The following is an 18483-nucleotide window of genomic DNA, read 5'->3' as shown; positions in this document are numbered from 1 at the left end:
GCGCTTTAGTGCACGGTCAGGTCGCTGAGTTCGTGCAAGATAGCGCGGTTGCGGCACCAATCCGGCGTTTCGCCCGCGGCGGGCGAGCTGCCCGCCAGATAGGCCATACAGCCATCGACCCCAGGGCATTCGCGGCACCGCGTGATCATCGAGGCAAAATCGGCCTGTGTTAGATTGCCGTCATGCATCGCCTCGGTCAGATTCACGCCCAATCGCCGCGCCATCCCGCGGGTGATCCAGAAGTGCAAATCCAAATTGCCCTGTGCGCCCATCCTATCCTCCTTGAGCGACCTCCGTCGCCAGTTCATCCTCAGCGCGCTGGTGCCGCAAACGCGCCATCATCATGCGGTTGGTGCAATAGCCGGGCGTATCGCTCATCGGCGCGGCATTGCGATCAACACCGGCTTCGGCATGTTCCGCCAGCCAATGCAGGCACTCTCCAGGTTCACTGCAGCTTGCGCAGCGAACCACCGCTTCGCGCCACTCGTCACCGCTGATTTTGCCACGGATCATCATCTCGGTGAGATTGATGCCGAGCACTTGCGCCATGCGGTTCATCAGCGAGGCGTGGCGATTGAGGGTTTTCCGTCCGTACATGGTCAGTCCTTTGCGGGCAGAGTTGCGCCATGCTCGTTTTAGAGGGCGCTTGTTGCCATGATTCAGATCAAAGCCCCCGGAGGTGGGGCTTTGGGGAGCCTATCTCACAGAGGCGTGAGGAAAAAGTGATTAGATGCCGCTGCCAGATTTTGCACCCGCACGCAACTGCGCAACGGTCCGACGCACCAATGCGATGCGCTCTGCGTTGGAGGGATGCGTGCCAAGGAAGCTGTGGCCCGGATCGGCGAGTCGCGTGAAGAACAGCGCCCCATGCGCGGGATCATAGCCGGCATTCCACGCGATAATCGTGCCGAGCTTGTCGGCTTGCAGTTCATAGTCTTTGGAATAGCGTCGCGCGCCGAGTTCGGCACCGAAATCCTGCGCCTGTTGGATCGTGCTTTCGTCGCCCCCCGAGGCAGCGGCAAGCGCTCCCATGATCAAGGCGCCGCGATTGGCGTCGGTGCTTTTGGCTTCAAGGTGGCCCAAAATGTAATGCGCCGCCTCATGCCCCATCACAAAAGCCAGTTCATCGCGGTTCCGCGCCTCAGCGATCAGTGCAAGGTTGAAGGCCACCACGGGACGGCCGCGCCGATCCACGGTTTGCAATGCGTTGGGCGTGCTGTCGGGGCGGTCATCGACCATCACCTGATAGTCGCAGTTGCGCCCGCGCGTCCGCGCGCGGCATTCGCGCTCGATCCGGGGTTCCATGTCGGCGGCTACGGCGATGAAGTTTTGGGCAGCTTGTTTGGCGCTTGGCCCCGGTTCCGCGCTCACGACGGGCGGCCCCGAGTGCGGCAGCGGCGTGCGGACAACGGTTCCCGGCGGCGCCTCGCAAGCGGCCAGCATGATCGGCAGGAAAAGACAGGCAAACAGTCGGTTGCGATACATGCACGGGCCTCGAAAACGTGAGACCATGTTATCGGCCCGTGTGCCGCTTGCGCAACGCGCAAAGACGTGAAGGGCCGAAACTTTACCCTTGCCGCTGCAAAATGCTGCGCTAGCATCGTGGGTATGTTTACAATCGAGCACGAATTCGACGCCACCGTGATCACCCTTGTCGATGAAGGGGATGATCCGCGCGACTACTTGCAAGAAGACATCACGATCCAGTCGTTTGAAGACTGCGTTGTGGTGGAGCAACTGGATGAAAACACGGAAATCGTGATGCGGGTGGTGTTCTCGCACGCGCAACTGCGGGAACTGGCCGCGGCGCTGGATCTACCCGAGGGGGTTTACCGGCTGCAAAACCGCAAGCCCAAAGCCTGAGCTTGCGGTTTCAGATACGGATCAGACTGCGATATTGTCGATCAAGCGCACATCGCCAAGCATGACCGCGGCAAGCATTCGCGCGGGTTCGGACAGGCTTTCCAGCGGGCGCAGCCCATCCGCCGTGCGCAGTTCCAAATAATCCCACGTGCCAAAGCCCTCAGCCTGAAGGGCGTCTTTCGCGGCGTTGAGCGCGGTCTCAACCGGTGTGCCTGCGCGAATCGCTTCGGCGGCGGCTTGCATTTGGGCGTGCAGCTTGGGGGCGCTGGCGCGTTCTTCGCTGGTCAGACGCACATTGCGTGACGACATCGCCAGCCCGTCCTCTTCGCGGATGGTCGGGCAGCCGATGATGCGGATCGGAATGTTCAGGTCTTCGACCAGCCGTTTGACGACTTGCAACTGCTGCCAGTCTTTTTCGCCAAAGAAGGCGCGGCCCGCTTGGGTCATGCCGAAAAGCTTGCTGACAACGGTTGCCACCCCATCGAAGTGACCGGGGCGAAATGCGCCTTCCAAAGGTTCGGAAATTCCGGAAACGGAAACTTTCGTTGCAAAACCATTGGGGTAGACTTCATCAACCCCCGGCGCAAACAGCACATCGACTCCTTCCGCCTCCAAAAGCGCCAGATCATGCGCCTCGTCTCGGGGGTATTTGGTGAGGTCATCGGGGTTATTGAACTGCATCGGGTTGACGAAGATCGTCACGATCACCCGGTCCGATTGTTTGCGGGCCTCGCGCACAAGGCTCATATGCCCATCATGCAGCGCGCCCATCGTGGGGACCACGCCCACCAACATGCCGGACCGTTTCCAGGTTGCCACCTTCTCGCGCAATTCAGCGGAAGAGCGGATCACTTGGGTCATTTGCCTGCCTCATCAAAGAAAGAATGTTCTGCGGCTGGGAAACTGCGCGCGCGCACCTCGGCGGCATAATCGGCCACGGCTTGTGCGGCGGTTTTGCCAAGCTCCGCGTAGCGTTTGACGAATTTCGGTTTGAACTCGGCAAAGAGGCCCAGCATGTCGTCAATCACCAGCACCTGCCCGTCACAGTCCACCCCGGCCCCAATGCCGATGGTGGGAATCGTCAACTCGCGCGAAATCTCGCCCGCAAGGCCCGCAGGCACCTTTTCGAGCACCACCGAGAAGGCCCCCGCTTCGGCCACGGCATTGGCATCGGCGCGCAGACGCGCGGCATCATCGCCCTTGCCCTGCACCTTGTAGCCACCGAGCGTGTTCACCGCCTGAGGTGTGAGCCCAATATGGGCCATCACCGGAATGCCGCGGGCAACCAAAAAGGCGATGGTCTCGGCCATATGCACGCCGCCTTCCAGCTTCACCGCGCCCGCGCCGGTTTCGGCCATGATCCGCGCGGCATTGCGAAACGCTTGCGCGGGGCTTTCTTCATAGCTGCCGAAGGGCATATCGATGACCACAAGCGCGTGGTTCGAGCCGCGCATCACCGCTTGGCCGTGCAAGATCATCATGTCCATCGTGACGCCGAGCGTCGAAGGCAGGCCATGCAGCACCATGCCAAGCGAATCGCCCACCAAAAGCACGTCGCAATCGGCATCGGCGAGCTTGGCGACGGGGGTGGTGTAAGCGGTCAACACGACAACAGGTGCCTGCCCTTTGAGGGCGCGGATATCGGTGGGCATCAGCCGTTTCAGGCGAGCGGTGGCACTCATGGTAAACCTCCCTTTCCTTGCGCGCAGGCATAGACCCTCTGCCCGGGATTTGCAAAGCGGAACGCTGCGGCGCAGCGCGTGCGGAAGGGCTTGCCTTGGTGGGCGAACACGAAAAAGGGGGGGTAAGACCCGCCCCTGATAGATCCTGTGGAAAAAATCAGTTGGTCGCGCGCTCTTCAGCGGAGGCAACGGCGGCAGCATGCTGTTCCGCCTCTAGCTCCTCGGCATCGCGGATCTTGCCTGCTTCCCAAGCCGCCTCATCCGCCGCAATGATCTTTTCGGCATCGGCTGGCACGACGTAGCCGCTGTGCAGCTCATGCATCGGGCCTTCCATCTCAAGGCTTTCGGCGCGGGTGCGTACCCGGACCTTGGTGCCGAGTTCGGTTTCATCAAACATGTCGATGATGTCTTGGTTGAAGAGCCGAATGCAGCCCGCCGAGGTGGCCTTGCCGATGGACGACGGGTCCATCGTGCCGTGGATGCGGTAATAGGTGTCGCGCCCATTGCGGTAGAGGTAAAGCGCACGCGCCCCAAGCGGGTTATCTAGCCCACCCTGTAGGCCACCCGCCAGCGGGCCGTAAAGCGCAGGGTCAGACCGGACCATCCGCGCCGTCGGTTGCCAATAGGGGTATTCTTCCTTGCGCGAGATCACCGCATTGCCGGAAAAACCGCGCCCCTCTTTGCCAACGGCAATGCCAAAGCGCATCGCTTTGCCCTCTTCAACAATGTGATAAAGCAGCCGGGCATAGGGGTCGATCACAACGGTTCCCGGTGCTTCGGGGCCCTCATATTCAACCCAGCGGCGACGGTTGCGCTCCACCAGATAGGCGGGGTCCACCGCCGGAACGACACGTTCCCCATCCGCACGGGCCTGATATTCACGCGGCACTGCGGAAGACGAAGACAGCCCGGCAGGCGTCATCGGATCAGCGGCGCAGCCTGCCAGAAGGGCAGCAGCGACAAGCCCCGCGAAGGGCAAATGAAATCGGGATGAGAAAAGGGACACGGGGCAGCACCTGTCGAATGAAACGAATCCCCCGGCAGCTGGGGGCTGTGAACCGCAAGGACGCCGTGCATAGGCCCTAAGGTCAACCCCTTGGGCCACGGAAACCGCGCCAATCTGCCCGAAATCGGTGCAATCGCGCGGCTGAGGGCATGGCTGATGCAGGGGCAAGCAGTGCTGCCCCCGCGAAACGTTTAGCCCACCACGTTGAAGTCGGAGCCATAGGGGTATTTGGTAATGTCCTCAGACCCCTCTTCGCCGATCACCAAAATATCGTGCTCGCGGTAGCCACCTGCGCCGGGCATTCCTTCGGGAAGCGTCAGCATCGGCTCCATCGAGATCACCATGCCGGGTTCGAGCACGGTGTCGATATCTTCGCGCAACTCTAGCCCCGCCTCGCGGCCATAGTAATGGCTGAGCACACCAAACGAATGACCGTAGCCGAAGGTGCGGTACTGCAGCAGGTCACGTTCGGCAAAGAAGGCGTTGATCTTTTGCGTGATCTCATCGCAGCGCGCGCCGGGCACCAAAAGGCTCATGCCATATTCATGCGCGGCGACATTGGCCTCCCAAATCTTGCGGCTTGCGTCATCCACTTCGCCGACAAACATCGTGCGTTCGAGCGCGGTGTAATAGCCAGAAATCATCGGGAAGCAGTTGAGGCTTAAAATATCGCCGCGCTTGAGTTTGCGCCCCGTCACCGGGTTATGGGCGCCATCCGTGTTCAGCCCCGATTGGAACCACACCCAAGTGTCGCGGTATTCGGCATCGGGGAAGCGCTTGGCGATTTCCGTTTCCATCGCGTCGCGGCCTGCCATCGCCACGTCAATCTCGCGGATGCCTTCTTTGATCGCATCATGGATCGCATAGCCGCCCACGTCGGCCACCGCTGCACCATGTTTGATCAGCTCAATCTCGGCTTCGGATTTGACCATCCGCTGCGCCATCGTCGCTGGGGCCACATCCAGCCCGCGCTTGGGTTTGAGGAAATGGCTGAATTTATCGGCGTTGATCATTGTCAGGTGATCGGCCTCACACCCCACCGCTTTTCCGGTGCCGATGATATGCGCGACGGCGCGCCAATAATTATCGCGCGCCCAATCGGTATAGGTGAGCGCCTCGCCGTGGCAGCGCCGCCACGGTTGGCCCGCATCGATCCCTGCCGAAATCACCACCGAACGATCTTTGGTGACAACCAGCCCATAGGGCCGCCCAAAGCTGCAATAAAGAAAGCCCGAGTAGTAAGCGATATTGTGCATCGAGGTCAGCAGCACCGCATCAAGGCTGTGCAGTTCCATCACATCGCGCAGGCCCGCAAGCCGGGTTTCATATTCCTCGGCGCTAAAAGGCAGGGGGGCTTTGGAGCCGTTTTCGCAGGTGTAAAATTCGGGTCTTTGCATCTTTTGTCCTTTGGTCCGCTGGGGACCCTAAAAGATCCCGGCGTTCAGGACGGTTGTGGGCGAACCACAAGCATCAGGCAAGTATGCCCTGTGGCGACGCCATCGCCACGGCTCAAACCCAGAATGGCAAAGGGGCGCGGGGCTTGCAAGCGCCCCACGCCCCTTGGGTTCAGATTTGCGCGGCTTAGCCTGCGGCGAGCCGTTTTTCGTTTGCGGCTTTGAACGCCTCATCCGAAGGGGCGATGAAGGTGTAGAACATCGGCACCACGAACAGTGTGAACATCGTCCCGATCAAAAGGCCCGAGAACATCACGATCCCCATTGCCTCGCGCGCCGCAGCGCCCGCGCCTTGCGCCAGCACCAAAGGCACCACAGCCAAAGCCATCGCGGCTGTGGTCATAAGGATTGGGCGCAGGCGGGTTTTTGCAGCGGCCACAATCGCATCGCGCCGGGTCATGCCCTTTTGCTCGCGTTGTTGGTTGGCGAATTCCACCATCAAGATGCCGTGCTTGGTGATCAGGCCAATCAGCGTGATCAGCCCGACTTGGCTGTAGATATTGAGCGTGCCCAGCCCGAGGTTAAGCGGCAAGATCGCGCCAAAGATGGTGAGCGGCACCGCCATCAAGATGATGAACGGGTCGCGGAAGCTTTCAAACTGTGCCGCAAGCACGAGGTAGATCACCAGCACCGCCGCACCAAAGGCCAGCAAAAGCGTGTTGCCCTGCGTTTGCTCCAGCCTTGATTGGCCCGTGTAATCGAGGAAGAAGCCCTCCGGCAGCACCTCTTGCGCGATTTGCACAATCGCCGCCAAACCATCGCCCGAAGATTGGCCGGGGATCGGCAGCGCCGAGATCGTGGCCGAGTTGAGCTGGTTGAACTGCTCCACCGTTGAGGCGATCGAGTTGGATTTGTGCGAGACCACCGAAGAGAGTGGCACCATATCGCCGGTGGAGGCACGCACGAAATAACGCCCCAAATCCTCTGGGTTCGCACGGAAGTCCTGCGGCACCTGCAAGATGATGTCATAGCTGTTGGAATCGCGGTCGAACTGCGCCACCGAAGCACCGCCGACCATCAGGCCAAGCGTGGTGGCAATATCCGACACCGAGACATTGAGCGCTGCCGCGCGGTCACGATCAATCGTCACCACGACTTCGGGCGCATCGACCGAAAGCGAGTTTTGCACGAAGATGAATTTATGCGTGGCCATGGCGCGTTGGCGGATTTCTTCTGAAATCTCGGCCACGCGATCCACCCCGTGGATTGATTGCACCACAACCGAAATCGGCAGGCTGCCGCCCGCACCGGGCAGAGTCGGCGGGGCAAAAGCAAAGCCCTGCAACCCGGTTGAGGCATCAATGCCCGCCTGCACATCGGTCTGGACTTCTTTTTGGCTGCGGTCCCGATCAGACCAGTCTTTCAGCGCCCAAATCGCGATCCCCATACTATCGGCGCCCCCAAAACCCGCGATGGAGAAGGAGGTTTTCACCTCTGGGATCGCGCTTGTTTTTTGGTTTAGCGCGTCAATGTAATGCGCGGTGTAATCCGAGGTTGCGTAGCGCGGGCCTTGCAGCATCGCGATCACCGCGCCCTGATCTTCTTCGGGGGCAAGCTCGGTTTGCGTGCGCGGGAACATAAAGCCCATCGTGCCGATCAGCACGACGACGATCAGCAGTGTCACCGGGCGATAGTCGAGCGAGCCAGAAACGCGCCGCTCATACCAGCCGGCGAAGCGCTCAAAGGTGCGGTCCACAAAGGCGGCAAAACCCGTGGCATGGCCTTCTTGCAAAATCCGGCCTGACATCATCGGCGTAATCGTCAGCGCGATCAGGCCTGACAGCACCACCGAGCCTGCGAGCGTGAAGGCAAATTCGGTGAAAAGTGAGCCAGTCAGCCCGCCGGTGAAGGCCAGGGGCGTGAGCACGGCGGCCAAGGTGATGGTCATCGCCACCACCGCGCCCGAGATTTCTTTCATGCTTTGCACGGCGGCGGGGATCGCTTTCATCCCCTCTTCTTCCATGTGGCGGTGGATGTTTTCGACCACGACAATGGCGTCATCCACAACAAGCCCAATGGCCAGAACCATCGCCAAAAGCGTGAGTAGGTTGATCGAGTAGCCAAGCGCCAACAGCACCGCCATCACCCCAATCAGCGACAGCGGGATCGTGACAATCGGCATCACCACCGAGCGGATCGAGCCAAGGAAGAGCAAGATCACCACGACCACAATCGCCACCGCCTCGGCAATGGTTTTGAACACTTCAACGATCGAGGCCGAGATTTGCTCGGTCGTGTCATAGACCAGTTCAATCGTCATGCCTTCGGGCAGGGTCGCGGCGATGTCGGGCAGTTCGGCGCGCACGGCGGCGGCGGTATCAAGCGGGTTGGCGGCAGGCGTTGGGTAAACGCCAATGAACGTGCCGCGTTTGCCCGCAAAGGTGACGATTTCGCCGCTATCATCCGAGGCAAGTTCCACCGAGGCCACATCGCGCAACCTGATCACTGCATCGCCATCGGCCCGGACTGGCAGCGCGCCAAAGGATTCGGGCGTTTGCAGGGTCGATTTCAGCGTGATCGACTGGGTGACATAGTCGTTTTCCGTTTTGCCCGGCGCGGCCAAGAAGTTCGAGGCGCGGATCGCCGCCAGCACTTCGGCGGCAGTCACATTGCGCGCGGCCAGTTTGAGCGGATCGAGCCAAACCCGCATCGCATAGTTCGACGCACCAATCACCTCAATCTCGGCCACGCCCTCAATCGTCGACATGCGCGGCCTGATCACCCGTTCCAAATACTCGGTCAGTTGTTCGGGCGTCATATTGGGGTTCAACACCGCCAAATACATCAGCGCGAAGGTCATGCCGGTGCCCTTCACAATCACCGGGTCTTCGGCATCGGAGGGCAGTTCCCCGCGCACCTCTTGCACCTTTGACATCACCTCGGTCAGCGCGGCATCTGGGTCCGAGCCGAGCTTCATATTGACCGAGACCTGCGAGACCGAAGGCATCGAGCTTGAGGCCACATAGTCAATGCCTTCGGTCGTTGCCACAGCGGCCGAAATCGGCGCGGTGATGAAGCCCTGAATAAGGTCAGGCGAGGCGCCCACATAGGTTGTGGTGATGGTCACCACGGTCTCATCGACCTTCGGATATTCGCGCACCGGCAGGTTGAAAAACGCCTGAATGCCAAGCAGCAGCATAAAGGCGGCCAGCACCGTTGAAAGCACGGGGCGGCGGATGAAGATTTCAGAAAAATGCATCCCCGTTCCCTCAGTTTTCGGCCGCTGGCGCGGGTTCAACAAGGCTTTGGCTGTTGTCAATGAACACCTGCGCGCCCGAAGTCAGCTTGTTTTGGCCCGCATTCACCACTTGGTCGCCAACCGAAAGCCCTTCCAGAATTTCAACGCGCTCGCCCGCATGGCGGCCGACTTTGATAAAGACCTGCTTGGCTTGCAGTTGCGGTTCATCGGCGCCTTCGGGCGTGACCTCGCGCACCACAAAGACGCTGTCACCATAAAGGCTCGCCGTGACCACGGTTTGCGGCAGCGCGATGATGTTTTCCTCAACCGGGAGCGCCACGCGCACATGCAAGAACTGCCCCGGCGTCAGCGCGCCATCGGCATTCGGCACCTCGGCGCGCATTGTTACAAGGCGCGAGTTTGGGTCGATCTTCGGTTCAATGCCGCTGATCGTGCCTTCCAGCGCCATATCTCCCGCTTCCGAAGTGAGGTTCACCACCATGCCGGGTTTTACCAGCGCGGCTTGTTGTTCGGTCAGAGCGAAATCAACCCGCATGTGGGAACGGTCTTGCAGCGTGGCATAGGGCGTGCCCGCCGCGACAAAGGCCCCGGTTTCAATTTGCGGAATGCCGACCGTGCCATCAAAGGGCGCGGTGAGTTGTTTGGTGGAAAGCGTCGCTTCAATTTTCGCCACGGCGGCGCGGGCTTCAAGCGCGGCGGCTTCGGCGGAATCGAGGGCTGAAACGGCAGAGACGCCTTTTTCGCGCAACTCGCGGGCGCGTTTCAGCGCGGTTTCCGCCAGATCAAGCGCGGCCTTGGCCGATGCGAGATCGGCACGCTCTTGGCGGTCGTCGATCTGCACCAACACCTGCCCCTTTTGCACCGTGTCATTCGCCTTGAAACGGATTTCACGCACGATGCCAGCAGCCTCCACCGCCAGATCGGTGCCGCGCGCGGCTGAGGCTGTGCCAATCGCCTCAATCCCCGGTTCCCAGCTTCCTGCCGTCACCTCAGAGACCGACACCGGAACCGGCGGCGCTTTCATATTGGCGAAGATGTTCGTCATCAGCTGGCTCATGAAAAGATTGAAGCCGATGATCCCGCCCGCCACGATGACGAGGGCGACAATGGCGATAAGAAAGCGTTTGATCATGGGCGGCTCCGTTCCTCTCCCGATGGGCGGTCACGCCCAAGAGCCCGAGGGCGAACCCGGGCAATGTTGCGCGCAACATGAGGTCGGCGGGGCAGAAAGACAAGCCGCAGGCCCTTGTATTGCCAACAACCGTTGCATCTTGGTGCCGATCGTGGCCCGCGCCGACGAAGAGGTGAGCATCAGATGTTAAGGTTTTGTTAACCCTCCTGCCCGAACCTATAGGTTTAGCGCCAAACGGAGGGCATAGCTTGCGGGGGCATGTCAGACATCTTCTGATATTGCTCGGGCTTGTCGGTTGTACGGCTTCCCCCGCACCCGTGTTCTTTGGGGCGGCACGCCACGATCTGGTGCTTGAGGGGATCGGCTTCACCGTTTTCGTCAAAAACAACCATGCCGAGGTGGTGCGGCTGGGCTATTTGCCCCGCAAAGCGCGCGATCCGGTCCCCGCCTTGATGGTGCGCGCGGCGGAAGAAGCCTCTGGCTGCCGGGTGACTGGCGCGGCGCGCGGACTGTGGCGCTCCCCTTCCTTGCCCGGAGACACGGGCGAGGCGCGATTTGCATTGGCGTGCTGAACCGGCGCGCGCCGGGGGTGCGACATTGCGCCACGCGTGGGCAAAGGGTTGCAGGTATCGCAATATGATTCAGATCAATTTTCGGCCCGAGAAAAGATGATTGAAATTTGCATGAAACGCGTTGCTTTGGAGGATAACATGACTCGTCTATTCGGCATTATCTATGCCCTTGCCGGGCCCACGCTGGCCGGCATCCTCATTACCGCTGCGCTGACCATGAATATGATCAACACGAAATCCATGATCTACGCCGCTGCCATCGGGTTTATCGTTGCGCTACCGATCGCATGGATCGTTGCCAAACAGATCAAGGACAACGCGTGAGCCAATGATCTGCGGCAGAACGCAGCAGAGATAGTCTTATTTGGAAATCGGAAAGATCGGCAGCGCCCGGGGATGGGAAGGGGCCTGTGGCTGCGCTGATCTATCCGCTTGCGGGGCAAGAAGGGCTGTGCAAGCCTTTCTTGCCCCGCGTTTCATTCATGCTCTCTGAGGAGGATTCCATGTCCGCTCCGCAAGGATACAGCCGCGCCCAGATCGCTTTGCACTGGATTGTTGCCGCGCTGATCATTCCGCAATTCATCTTTCATGACTTCATCAGCCACGCCTTCTCCGCTTCGATGAAGGGGGAGGCCGTGACCTTCAACGCCGCCGTGCCGCTGCATGTGTTCACCGGCGTGCTGATCCTCGTCATGGTGATCTGGCGCATGGTGCTGCGCTTCACCCGTGGCGCGCCCGCGCCGGTGCCGACCGACAACCCGATGATGACCAAAATCGCCGCCGCCGTGCAGCACACGCTTTACCTCGTGCTGATCTTGATGGTGATCAGCGGCGGCATGGCTTGGTTTGGTGGCCTTGGCTTTGCCGCAGGCGTTCATGGCGTGATGAAATTCGTGCTGATGCTGTTGGTGCTGATCCACATCGCCGGTGCCGTGAAGCAGCAATTCATCGAGAAAACCGGCGTCATTGGCCGGATGATGAAAGCCGCAGACTAAGGCCTAGCGCGTCAGGAAGGCCGCAATCGCGGCTTCCACCTGTCTCGGGCGCTCGGCATGCAGCCAATGGCCCGCACCCTCAATCACTTCAAAGTCCGCGTGCGGGAACAGCGCGCGGATTTTTTCATGGTGTTCGGGCAAAAGGTAATTTGAGTTTCCGCCCGAAAGGAACAGCGTTTGCCCGGCAAAGGGTTTCACCCCAGTGGGCAGATCGGGCCAGCCCAAAATCGCGGGCAGGTTTGCCTTCAGCGCCTCTAGGTTGAGCTTCCAGCGCACCGGGCCCTCTCGTAGTTCGAGCGATTGGAGCAAAAACGCGCGGGTGCCCTTGTCGTGCACGCTTTCCGAAAGCCGCCGATCCGCTTCCATGCGGCTGGTCAGATCGTCGATTTTCAGCCCCTGCATGGCCGCAATCAGCCCTTCATGCGTTGCGCCATGCCCATAGGCAACGGGGGCGATATCGGCCACCACCAACCGCTCCACCAGACCGGGGTGCATCAACGCCAGCATCATCGCCGTTTTGCCGCCCATCGAATGACCAAGCAGATCACAGGCGCGGCCCTCGGCCTCGATCACTTGCGCAATATCGGCGGCAAGCTCTGGGTAGGTATGGCTGTCATCCCAAGAACTGTCCCCATGATTGCGCAGATCAAGCGCCAGCACGCGCCGTTCAGCGCTGAGGTTTTTGGCAATCACCCCCCAATTGCGGCCAGAGCCAAAAAGACCCGGGGCAATAAGAAGTGGCGGAAGATCGGTTTCGGGGCCATGGGCTGTGATGTTGAGCATATGCGAGACTTAGCGCAGCGGGCAGGGTGCGACCAGTGGGGCGTTGCGCGACTCTATACCAAAGCGTAGGGTCGCGAACCGAGGGAGACATCATGGACCCAAGCGAGCTTCAGCGCATGTGCGGGCGCGTCTCGCAGCTTTTGGCCGAACGCCTTGGGGCGCGCGGGCACACGCTGCCCGACCGGATCGCCAGCCGCCACCGCACTTTGCCGCGCAAAGTGCGTCGCGCCGCGTTGGACCTTGCCGAGGCGCAAGCGATGCTTGGGGCCCCGAAGGTGGTGCGCCAGCTTGATCATGACAAGTTGCATCACGCCTACCAGACCTGCCTGCACTATCTTGAGCCGCTGGATGCGCCGCTGCGTTTTGGGCGCCGCTTGCTTGAGGTGGTGACGACTGTGGTCTTGGGGCTGCTGATTATGGCCGGGGTCGGCTTCGCTTTCGTTTATTGAGACGGCATGAAAAAAGGCCCCCGTTTGGGGGCCTTCCATTTCGTGTCTCGCCCGATCAGAGGTTCGGGTAGAGCGGGAATTTGGCGCAAAGCTCGGCCACTTCGGCGCGCACTTCGGCTTCTACCGCGTCATTGCCATCTTCACCATTGGCGGCCAGACCATCGACCACTTTGATGATCATCCGGGCGATTTGGCGGAACTCTTCTTCGCCAAAGCCGCGGGTGGTGCCAGCGGGCGTGCCCAGACGAATGCCCGAGGTGACGGTCGGTTTTTCCGGGTCAAACGGGATGCCGTTTTTGTTGCAGGTGATATGGGCGCGGCCAAGGGCTTTATCGGTCGCGTTGCCTTTCACACCTTTCGGGCGCAGGTCCACCAGCATCACGTGGGTGTCGGTGCCGCCGGTGACGATGGCGAGGCCCCCTTTGACCAGCTCATCCGCCAGCGCTTGGGCGTTGGCGATCACTTGCTTGGCGTAGACCTTGAACTCGGGGCGCAGCGCTTCGCCAAAAGCCACGGCTTTCGCGGCGATGACATGCATCAGCGGGCCGCCTTGGATGCCCGGGAAGATCGCCGAATTGACCTTTTTCAGGATCTCGGCGTTGTTCGTCAAGATCATGCCGCCGCGCGGGCCGCGCAGGGTTTTGTGGGTCGTGGTGGTGGCCACATCGGCATAGGGGAAGGGCGACGGGTGCGCGCCACCGGCCACAAGACCGGCAAAGTGCGCCATGTCGACCATCAGGTAAGCGCCAACGCTATCGGCGATTTCGCGGAATTTCGCGAAGTCGATTTGGCGCGGAATCGCCGAGCCGCCGGCGATGATCAGTTTCGGCTGATGCTCCTTCGCCAGCGCGGCGACTTGATCGTAGTCGATCAGGTTGTTGTCTTCGCGCACGCCGTATTGCACGGCGTTGAACCATTTGCCCGATTGGTTCGGGGCCGCGCCGTGGGTCAGGTGACCGCCCGAGGCGAGGTTCATACCAAGGATCGTGTCGCCGGGTTTGATCAGCGCGTTGAACACGCCTTGGTTGGCTTGGCTGCCCGAGTTGGGCTGCACGTTGGCATATTCACAGCCAAAAAGCTCGCAAGCGCGGTCGATCGCCAGTTGCTCGGCCACGTCCACATATTGGCAGCCGCCATAGTAGCGCTTGCCCGGATAGCCTTCGGCATATTTGTTCGTCATCACGGAGCCTTGCGCTTCCATCACGGCGGCCGAAACGATGTTTTCCGAGGCAATCAGCTCGATCTCGTCGCGCTGGCGACCAAGCTCGTTGCGGATCGCACCGAACAGATCGGGGTCACGGGAAGAAAGGCTCTCGGTAAAGAAGCCGGCGTCGCGTTGGGCGGTCATGGGCGTCTCCTGCTGGAAATGTTGTGGGTGGTTTATCGCAGAAATTTACGCCCCGAAAGCGCTCAAAACGACGAATGGGCAATTTGGCGCGTCGCAAAGCGGGGTTGCACCGGATCGGACTTGTGTTTCCCGCTTTGGCTTGCGACACCTGTGGCCAAACTACGACGCCAGACGGAGGCGGGTATGAACCGGCCGAACCATATCCATTTCGCCGCCTCCCCGGCCGAAAGTGCTCAAGAGGCGCTGGAAGACTTGGTTGGGCTTTACGGTCAGGCCCCGGTTGAGCGCGCCGATGTGATCGTGGCGTTGGGGGGCGATGGCTTCATGCTGCAATGCCTGCATGCGGACCGGGGGCTTCCGGTCTATGGCATGAACCGCGGCTCGGTCGGCTTTCTGATGAACGATTATTCTGCCGAAAACCTGCCCGAGCGGTTGGCGGCGGCAGAAGAGGCGGCGATCAACCCACTCGCGATGCGCGCAGAAACTGCCGACGGCACGTTGCATGAAGCTTTGGCGATCAACGAGGTATCGCTGCTGCGCGCGGGGCCGCAGGCCGCGAAGCTGCGCATTTCGGTCAATGGCCGGGTGCGGATGCCGGAACTGATTTCGGATGGCGCGATCATCTCCACCCCTGCGGGCTCCACCGCCTATAACTATTCTGCCCAAGGGCCGATCTTGCCGATTGGCTCAGATGTGCTGGCGCTGACCGGGATCGCGCCGTTCCGCCCGCGCCGGTGGCAAGGGGCGATCCTGCCCTCCTCTGCGCTGGTGCGCTTTGATGTGTTGGAGCCCGAAAAGCGCCCGGTGATGGCCGATGCTGATAGCCGCTCGGTTGCGCCTGTGCTTTGGGTCGAGGTGCGGTCTGAGCCGAAGGTGATACATCGCATTCTCTTCAACCCCGGTCATGGGTTGGAAGAGCGGCTGATGCGCGAGCAATTCGCCTAAACGCAAACGCTTAGTCTTGCCGCCAAGTATCCAGCTTGCGGTAAAGCGTTGAGGGTGCGACCCCCAAATCGGCTGCGGCGCGTTGCACCGCCCCGTCATGGCGGCCCAAGGCGGCCTCAATCGCGGCGCGTTCCAGTTCGGCGAGCGTCATACTCTCAAAATCTGGGCGGTTCTCCGCAACGGGCGCGGCGGAGGGGATGTCCTGCAAGGCTTTCGGGAGCATGTCGGGCAACACCATGTCGCCTTCGTGCAGGACCGTGGCGGCGCGCACAACATTGGCCAGTTCGCGCACATTGCCCGGCCAATTATGCGCCTTGAGCCGCGCCATCGTCTCTGGCGCAATCGTGTTCAACCCGCGCCCTTCCAATGCCGAAAAGCGGTGCAAGAAGGTATCGGCCAGTAACGGAATATCCTCGGGGCGGTTGCGTAAGGGGGGCATACGCAGCGGCACCACCATCAATCGGTAGTACAGGTCGCTGCGAAGTTGCCCCCGGCGCATGGCTTCTTCGGGCGTGATGGACGTGGCTGCAAGAATGCGCAAGTTCACCCGCCGGGCCGCTTCTGCGCCAAGCGGATGTACTTGCCCGGTTTGCAAGAACCGCAACAGTTTGGTTTGCAGCGCCAGTGGCAGATCGCAGATTTCATCCAAGAAGAGCGTGCCACCATCGGCGAGTTCGGCCGCGCCCAACCGATCATTCACCGCCCCGGCAAAGGCGCCGCGACGATGCCCGAAGACTTCGGTCTCAAATCGGTCCGAGGTGAGCGCGCCGCAATCGAGCGTGATGAATGGCCCCTGTGCCCGGTCAGACAGACGGTGGATCGCTTGCGCGGCCATTTCTTTGCCGGTGCCGTTTTCGCCAATAATGCAAACGGGGGCCATGGAGCGTGCGCAGGCCCGGATCGTTTCATAGACCTCCAGCATAGGCGCAGAATGTCCGACGAAGTCGCCCACCGGCGTGCGGGCCTGTTTCGAATGTGGCGGATGGGCCAGATTGGCGGCGCGCTGCGCGGCTTCCACAGCTTCCATCAACCGGGTCTCGCTGACCGGTTTCACGAGGTAATCAAGCGCCCCGCGCCGGATCGCGCTTACCGTGCGTTCGGTCGAGCGTTCGGCCGCGACAACCACAACCGAGGTCGAGGGGCGCACGTCGAGCAGGTCGATAAGCAGATCAAGCCCGTCCCGGTCGGGCAGCATAAGATCGAGCAGAACCACAGAAACCCGATGGGCGCGAAACAGTTCCAGCGCCTCGCCTGCGGTGCCGGTTGCTAACGTGCGATAGCCCGCGCGGCGCATATGCGCCTCGTAGATGGTGCGCATCGAGGCCGTATCTTCGACGATCAGAATATCATAGTCGGAAGGGGGCAGGGTCGGATCCAGATCAAAGCTGGGTTCCGTGGCAGCAGCAGACGTCATTTCAATTTCTCTTCCAACCGGGTCAGGCGCCGCGAGGCATGAACAATCACGCGGTCGGTTTGCGCCAGCACCGCCCGTCCAATCAGTTGCATCGCCGTTTCATCCTTGTTTTGGGCCGCCTGAGAGAGGTCTTCGGCCAATGTCCGCAGCGCTTCCGCCCCGATCGAGCCTGCGACCGAAACAAGCACATGCGTATCTGCCCGGATCGTCTCTGTATTGCGCTCGTAGAGGCCGGAAACAAGGCCACGCTCGGCACGCAAAAGATCATCGAGCAATCTGTCGAGAAGGTCGAGTGATCCCTCTGGCCCGTTGATCAGCAACAGCGTTTCAAAGGTTGTTTCGTCAAGCGGGGCCGGGGGCAATATTGGTGGGCAGGTCTTGTCTTGCCGCGCGCGCTCAAGCGCAAGCGTGATCGCCTCGGCCAAGGGAGCAAGGGTGGTGAGCGGTTTCGAAATGATCGCATCGGCACCTGCGGCCAAAACCGCATCGCGGTTGGCCCGCAGCACATAGGCGGTGCAGGCCACAATCGGCATTGCCGCGTGCGGCCCACGGCCAGAGCGCAGCGCCTGCATCAGATCAAGCCCAGAGAGACGTGGCATCTCCACATCAATCACGGCAAGATCGTAGCTGTCCGTTTCAAGCTTTTGCAGGGCCTCAACCCCATCGGCGGCATAGTCGCAGTGCGCGCCCATAGTGGAAAGCATATGCCCCGCCACCGCTTGGCTAAGCGCGGAATCCTCGGCCACCAACACGCGCATCCCGTTAAGGACCGGCAGGGGTATTTCAATCTGCGCATCGGCGGGAAGGAGCGGTTCAACGGGCAGCGACAGCGCCACCAAGGCCCCCCCTTCCGGGCGGTTGGCAATCTCAATCCGCCCGTCCAGCCGCTCGGCCATATCGCGCGAGATATAAAGCCCAAGCCCGCTGCCCGCCTGAGAGACATCGCCACGCGCGCCCGGCTCAAAAAGCCGTGCCATCACATCATCCGAAAAGCCCGGCCCGTCATCTGACACGGAGAACTGCAATCGCTCGGCCTCAAGTGCCACAAGCAGCCGCACCGTCCCGCAGTAAGTGTATTTCACCGCATTAGAAAGCAGGTTGGACAGCACCCGTTCCAGCGCGATGCGGTCCAGTTGCACCTCCATCGGCACATTCGGCGCGATGGCCACATGAAAGCCCAAGCCTTTTTCGAGGGCGCGCCCGCTCCAGCGCATTTCAATGTCATAGATCACGCGAGCGAGCTGTACGGTTTGGCGTAGCGGGCCGATCGTCTGATCTGTGACGATCTCGATCCCTTCTTCGAGCAGCCGGGCCATATCTTCGCCGGCGGCGCGCATACGCTCAAGCTGCAGCCGCATGCTGTGGCTCATGTCTTCATGGGCCAAAAGCCGAAGCCCGCCCAAAATGTCTGAGACTGCGGTGCGCAAATCATGCCCCAAGAGCATGACCCGTCCTAGCCTGGCCTTCTCTTGCGGTATGCCGACATCTCCGTCGGGTCCAGGCTTTGGTAACAATTTATTCATGATGGCACCCGGCCGAATGATTCCGACAAGATGCAGGAAGATCAAGCGATCCTTGGTGTGACCACCCTCACAAAGTGCATTTTATATGCTTTGGCGGAGGCCAGAAGGCCTCCGCCGG

At 60.9% G+C, this 18483-nt stretch carries 19 protein-coding genes; 6 read left to right on the top strand and 13 right to left on the bottom strand.

The window, feature by feature from the left end; genetic code table 11:
• Nucleotides 1-5: 5 nt before the first annotated feature.
• From CRO18_RS02980 to CRO18_RS02970, 3 genes are all read right to left on the bottom strand, one after another.
• Nucleotides 6-272, bottom strand: coding sequence for a DUF6455 family protein (locus CRO18_RS02980; RefSeq protein ID WP_076485168.1), 267 nt, complete (start codon nucleotides 270-272; stop codon nucleotides 6-8).
• 1 nt (nucleotide 273) lies between these two features.
• A complete protein-coding gene (locus tag CRO18_RS02975; protein ID WP_076485169.1) occupies nucleotides 274-597 on the bottom strand; it encodes a DUF6455 family protein in 324 nt (107 codons plus the stop codon).
• Between the two features lie 129 nt (nucleotides 598-726).
• On the bottom strand, nucleotides 727-1485 hold the full coding sequence (locus tag CRO18_RS02970) for a M48 family metalloprotease (protein WP_076485170.1): 759 nt from the start codon (nucleotides 1483-1485) through the stop codon (nucleotides 727-729).
• 123 nt (nucleotides 1486-1608) lie between these two features.
• On the opposite strand from CRO18_RS02970, the gene CRO18_RS02965 reads away from it, so the two are divergent.
• Nucleotides 1609-1863: a hypothetical protein gene (locus CRO18_RS02965; RefSeq protein WP_076485171.1), complete on the top strand. Its 255-nt coding sequence runs from the start codon at nucleotides 1609-1611 to the stop codon at nucleotides 1861-1863.
• Between the two features lie 21 nt (nucleotides 1864-1884).
• On the opposite strand, the gene panC is transcribed toward CRO18_RS02965, so the two are convergent.
• The 6 genes from panC to CRO18_RS02935 all read right to left on the bottom strand — a co-directional run bounded on the left by panC (nucleotide 1885) and on the right by CRO18_RS02935 (nucleotide 10336).
• Nucleotides 1885-2724, bottom strand: coding sequence for a pantoate--beta-alanine ligase (gene panC, locus CRO18_RS02960; RefSeq protein ID WP_076485172.1), 840 nt, complete (start codon nucleotides 2722-2724; stop codon nucleotides 1885-1887).
• Entirely contained in the window at nucleotides 2721-3545 is an 825-nt protein-coding gene (gene panB / locus CRO18_RS02955) for a 3-methyl-2-oxobutanoate hydroxymethyltransferase (protein ID WP_097081004.1), read from the bottom strand. Before panB ends, panC begins: the two co-directional genes overlap by 4 nt.
• 157 nt (nucleotides 3546-3702) lie before the next feature.
• Nucleotides 3703-4551, bottom strand: coding sequence for a L,D-transpeptidase (locus tag CRO18_RS02950; protein ID WP_249275973.1), 849 nt, complete (start codon nucleotides 4549-4551; stop codon nucleotides 3703-3705).
• Between the two features lie 191 nt (nucleotides 4552-4742).
• Nucleotides 4743-5948 carry an aminopeptidase P family protein gene (locus tag CRO18_RS02945; RefSeq protein WP_097081002.1) on the bottom strand — a complete coding sequence of 402 codons (1206 nt, stop codon included), beginning with the start codon at nucleotides 5946-5948 and terminating at the stop codon, nucleotides 4743-4745.
• Nucleotides 5949-6132: 184 nt separating this feature from the next.
• On the bottom strand, nucleotides 6133-9204 hold the full coding sequence (locus CRO18_RS02940; protein ID WP_097081001.1) for an efflux RND transporter permease subunit: 3072 nt from the start codon (nucleotides 9202-9204) through the stop codon (nucleotides 6133-6135).
• Nucleotides 9205-9214: 10 nt separating this feature from the next.
• On the bottom strand, nucleotides 9215-10336 hold the full coding sequence (locus tag CRO18_RS02935; RefSeq protein ID WP_097081000.1) for an efflux RND transporter periplasmic adaptor subunit: 1122 nt from the start codon (nucleotides 10334-10336) through the stop codon (nucleotides 9215-9217).
• Between the two features lie 317 nt (nucleotides 10337-10653).
• Here CRO18_RS02935 and CRO18_RS02925 point away from each other — a divergent pair, with 317 nt between their 5' ends.
• From CRO18_RS02925 to CRO18_RS02915, 3 genes are all read left to right on the top strand, one after another.
• Nucleotides 10654-10908, top strand: a complete 255-nt coding sequence (locus tag CRO18_RS02925; protein ID WP_249275972.1) for a hypothetical protein — start codon at nucleotides 10654-10656, stop codon at nucleotides 10906-10908.
• A 138-nt stretch (nucleotides 10909-11046) separates the two neighbouring features.
• Nucleotides 11047-11232, top strand: a complete 186-nt coding sequence (locus tag CRO18_RS02920; RefSeq protein ID WP_076485297.1) for a hypothetical protein — start codon at nucleotides 11047-11049, stop codon at nucleotides 11230-11232.
• Between the two features lie 179 nt (nucleotides 11233-11411).
• On the top strand, nucleotides 11412-11903 hold the full coding sequence (locus tag CRO18_RS02915) for a cytochrome b (RefSeq protein WP_076485298.1): 492 nt from the start codon (nucleotides 11412-11414) through the stop codon (nucleotides 11901-11903).
• 3 nt (nucleotides 11904-11906) lie between these two features.
• On the opposite strand, the gene CRO18_RS02910 is transcribed toward CRO18_RS02915, so the two are convergent.
• The gene (locus tag CRO18_RS02910) at nucleotides 11907-12686 is read right to left on the bottom strand and encodes an alpha/beta fold hydrolase (RefSeq protein WP_097080996.1); all 780 of its coding nucleotides are present in this window, start codon (nucleotides 12684-12686) and stop codon (nucleotides 11907-11909) included.
• A gap of 92 nt (nucleotides 12687-12778) precedes the next feature.
• Between CRO18_RS02910 and CRO18_RS02905 the strand changes: the two genes are divergently transcribed.
• Nucleotides 12779-13135: a hypothetical protein gene (locus CRO18_RS02905; RefSeq protein ID WP_097080995.1), complete on the top strand. Its 357-nt coding sequence runs from the start codon at nucleotides 12779-12781 to the stop codon at nucleotides 13133-13135.
• A gap of 55 nt (nucleotides 13136-13190) precedes the next feature.
• Here the strand turns inward: CRO18_RS02905 and glyA are convergent, their stop codons facing one another.
• The gene (gene glyA, locus CRO18_RS02900) at nucleotides 13191-14483 is read right to left on the bottom strand and encodes a serine hydroxymethyltransferase (protein ID WP_076485182.1); all 1293 of its coding nucleotides are present in this window, start codon (nucleotides 14481-14483) and stop codon (nucleotides 13191-13193) included.
• A gap of 183 nt (nucleotides 14484-14666) precedes the next feature.
• Between glyA and CRO18_RS02895 the strand changes: the two genes are divergently transcribed.
• Nucleotides 14667-15428 carry an NAD kinase gene (locus CRO18_RS02895; protein WP_076485299.1) on the top strand — a complete coding sequence of 254 codons (762 nt, stop codon included), beginning with the start codon at nucleotides 14667-14669 and terminating at the stop codon, nucleotides 15426-15428.
• Nucleotides 15429-15438: 10 nt separating this feature from the next.
• On the opposite strand, the gene CRO18_RS02890 is transcribed toward CRO18_RS02895, so the two are convergent.
• Both CRO18_RS02890 and CRO18_RS02885 read right to left on the bottom strand, forming a co-directional pair.
• Nucleotides 15439-16842: a sigma-54 dependent transcriptional regulator gene (locus CRO18_RS02890; protein WP_097080994.1), complete on the bottom strand. Its 1404-nt coding sequence runs from the start codon at nucleotides 16840-16842 to the stop codon at nucleotides 15439-15441.
• Complete coding sequence (locus CRO18_RS02885; RefSeq protein ID WP_170952541.1) at nucleotides 16839-18287, bottom strand: ATP-binding protein; 1449 nt, start codon at nucleotides 18285-18287, stop codon at nucleotides 16839-16841. The genes CRO18_RS02890 and CRO18_RS02885 overlap by 4 nt, the downstream gene beginning before the upstream one ends.
• Nucleotides 18288-18483 lie beyond the last annotated feature (196 nt).

Origin of the sequence: Rhodobacter sp. JA431 (assembly GCF_900217725.1) — a bacterium.
Lineage (GTDB): Bacteria > Pseudomonadota > Alphaproteobacteria > Rhodobacterales > Rhodobacteraceae > Rhodobacter > Rhodobacter aestuarii.
The sequence above is the reverse complement of the archived record's forward strand: the minus strand, read 5'-3'. Positions and strand labels throughout refer to the sequence as shown.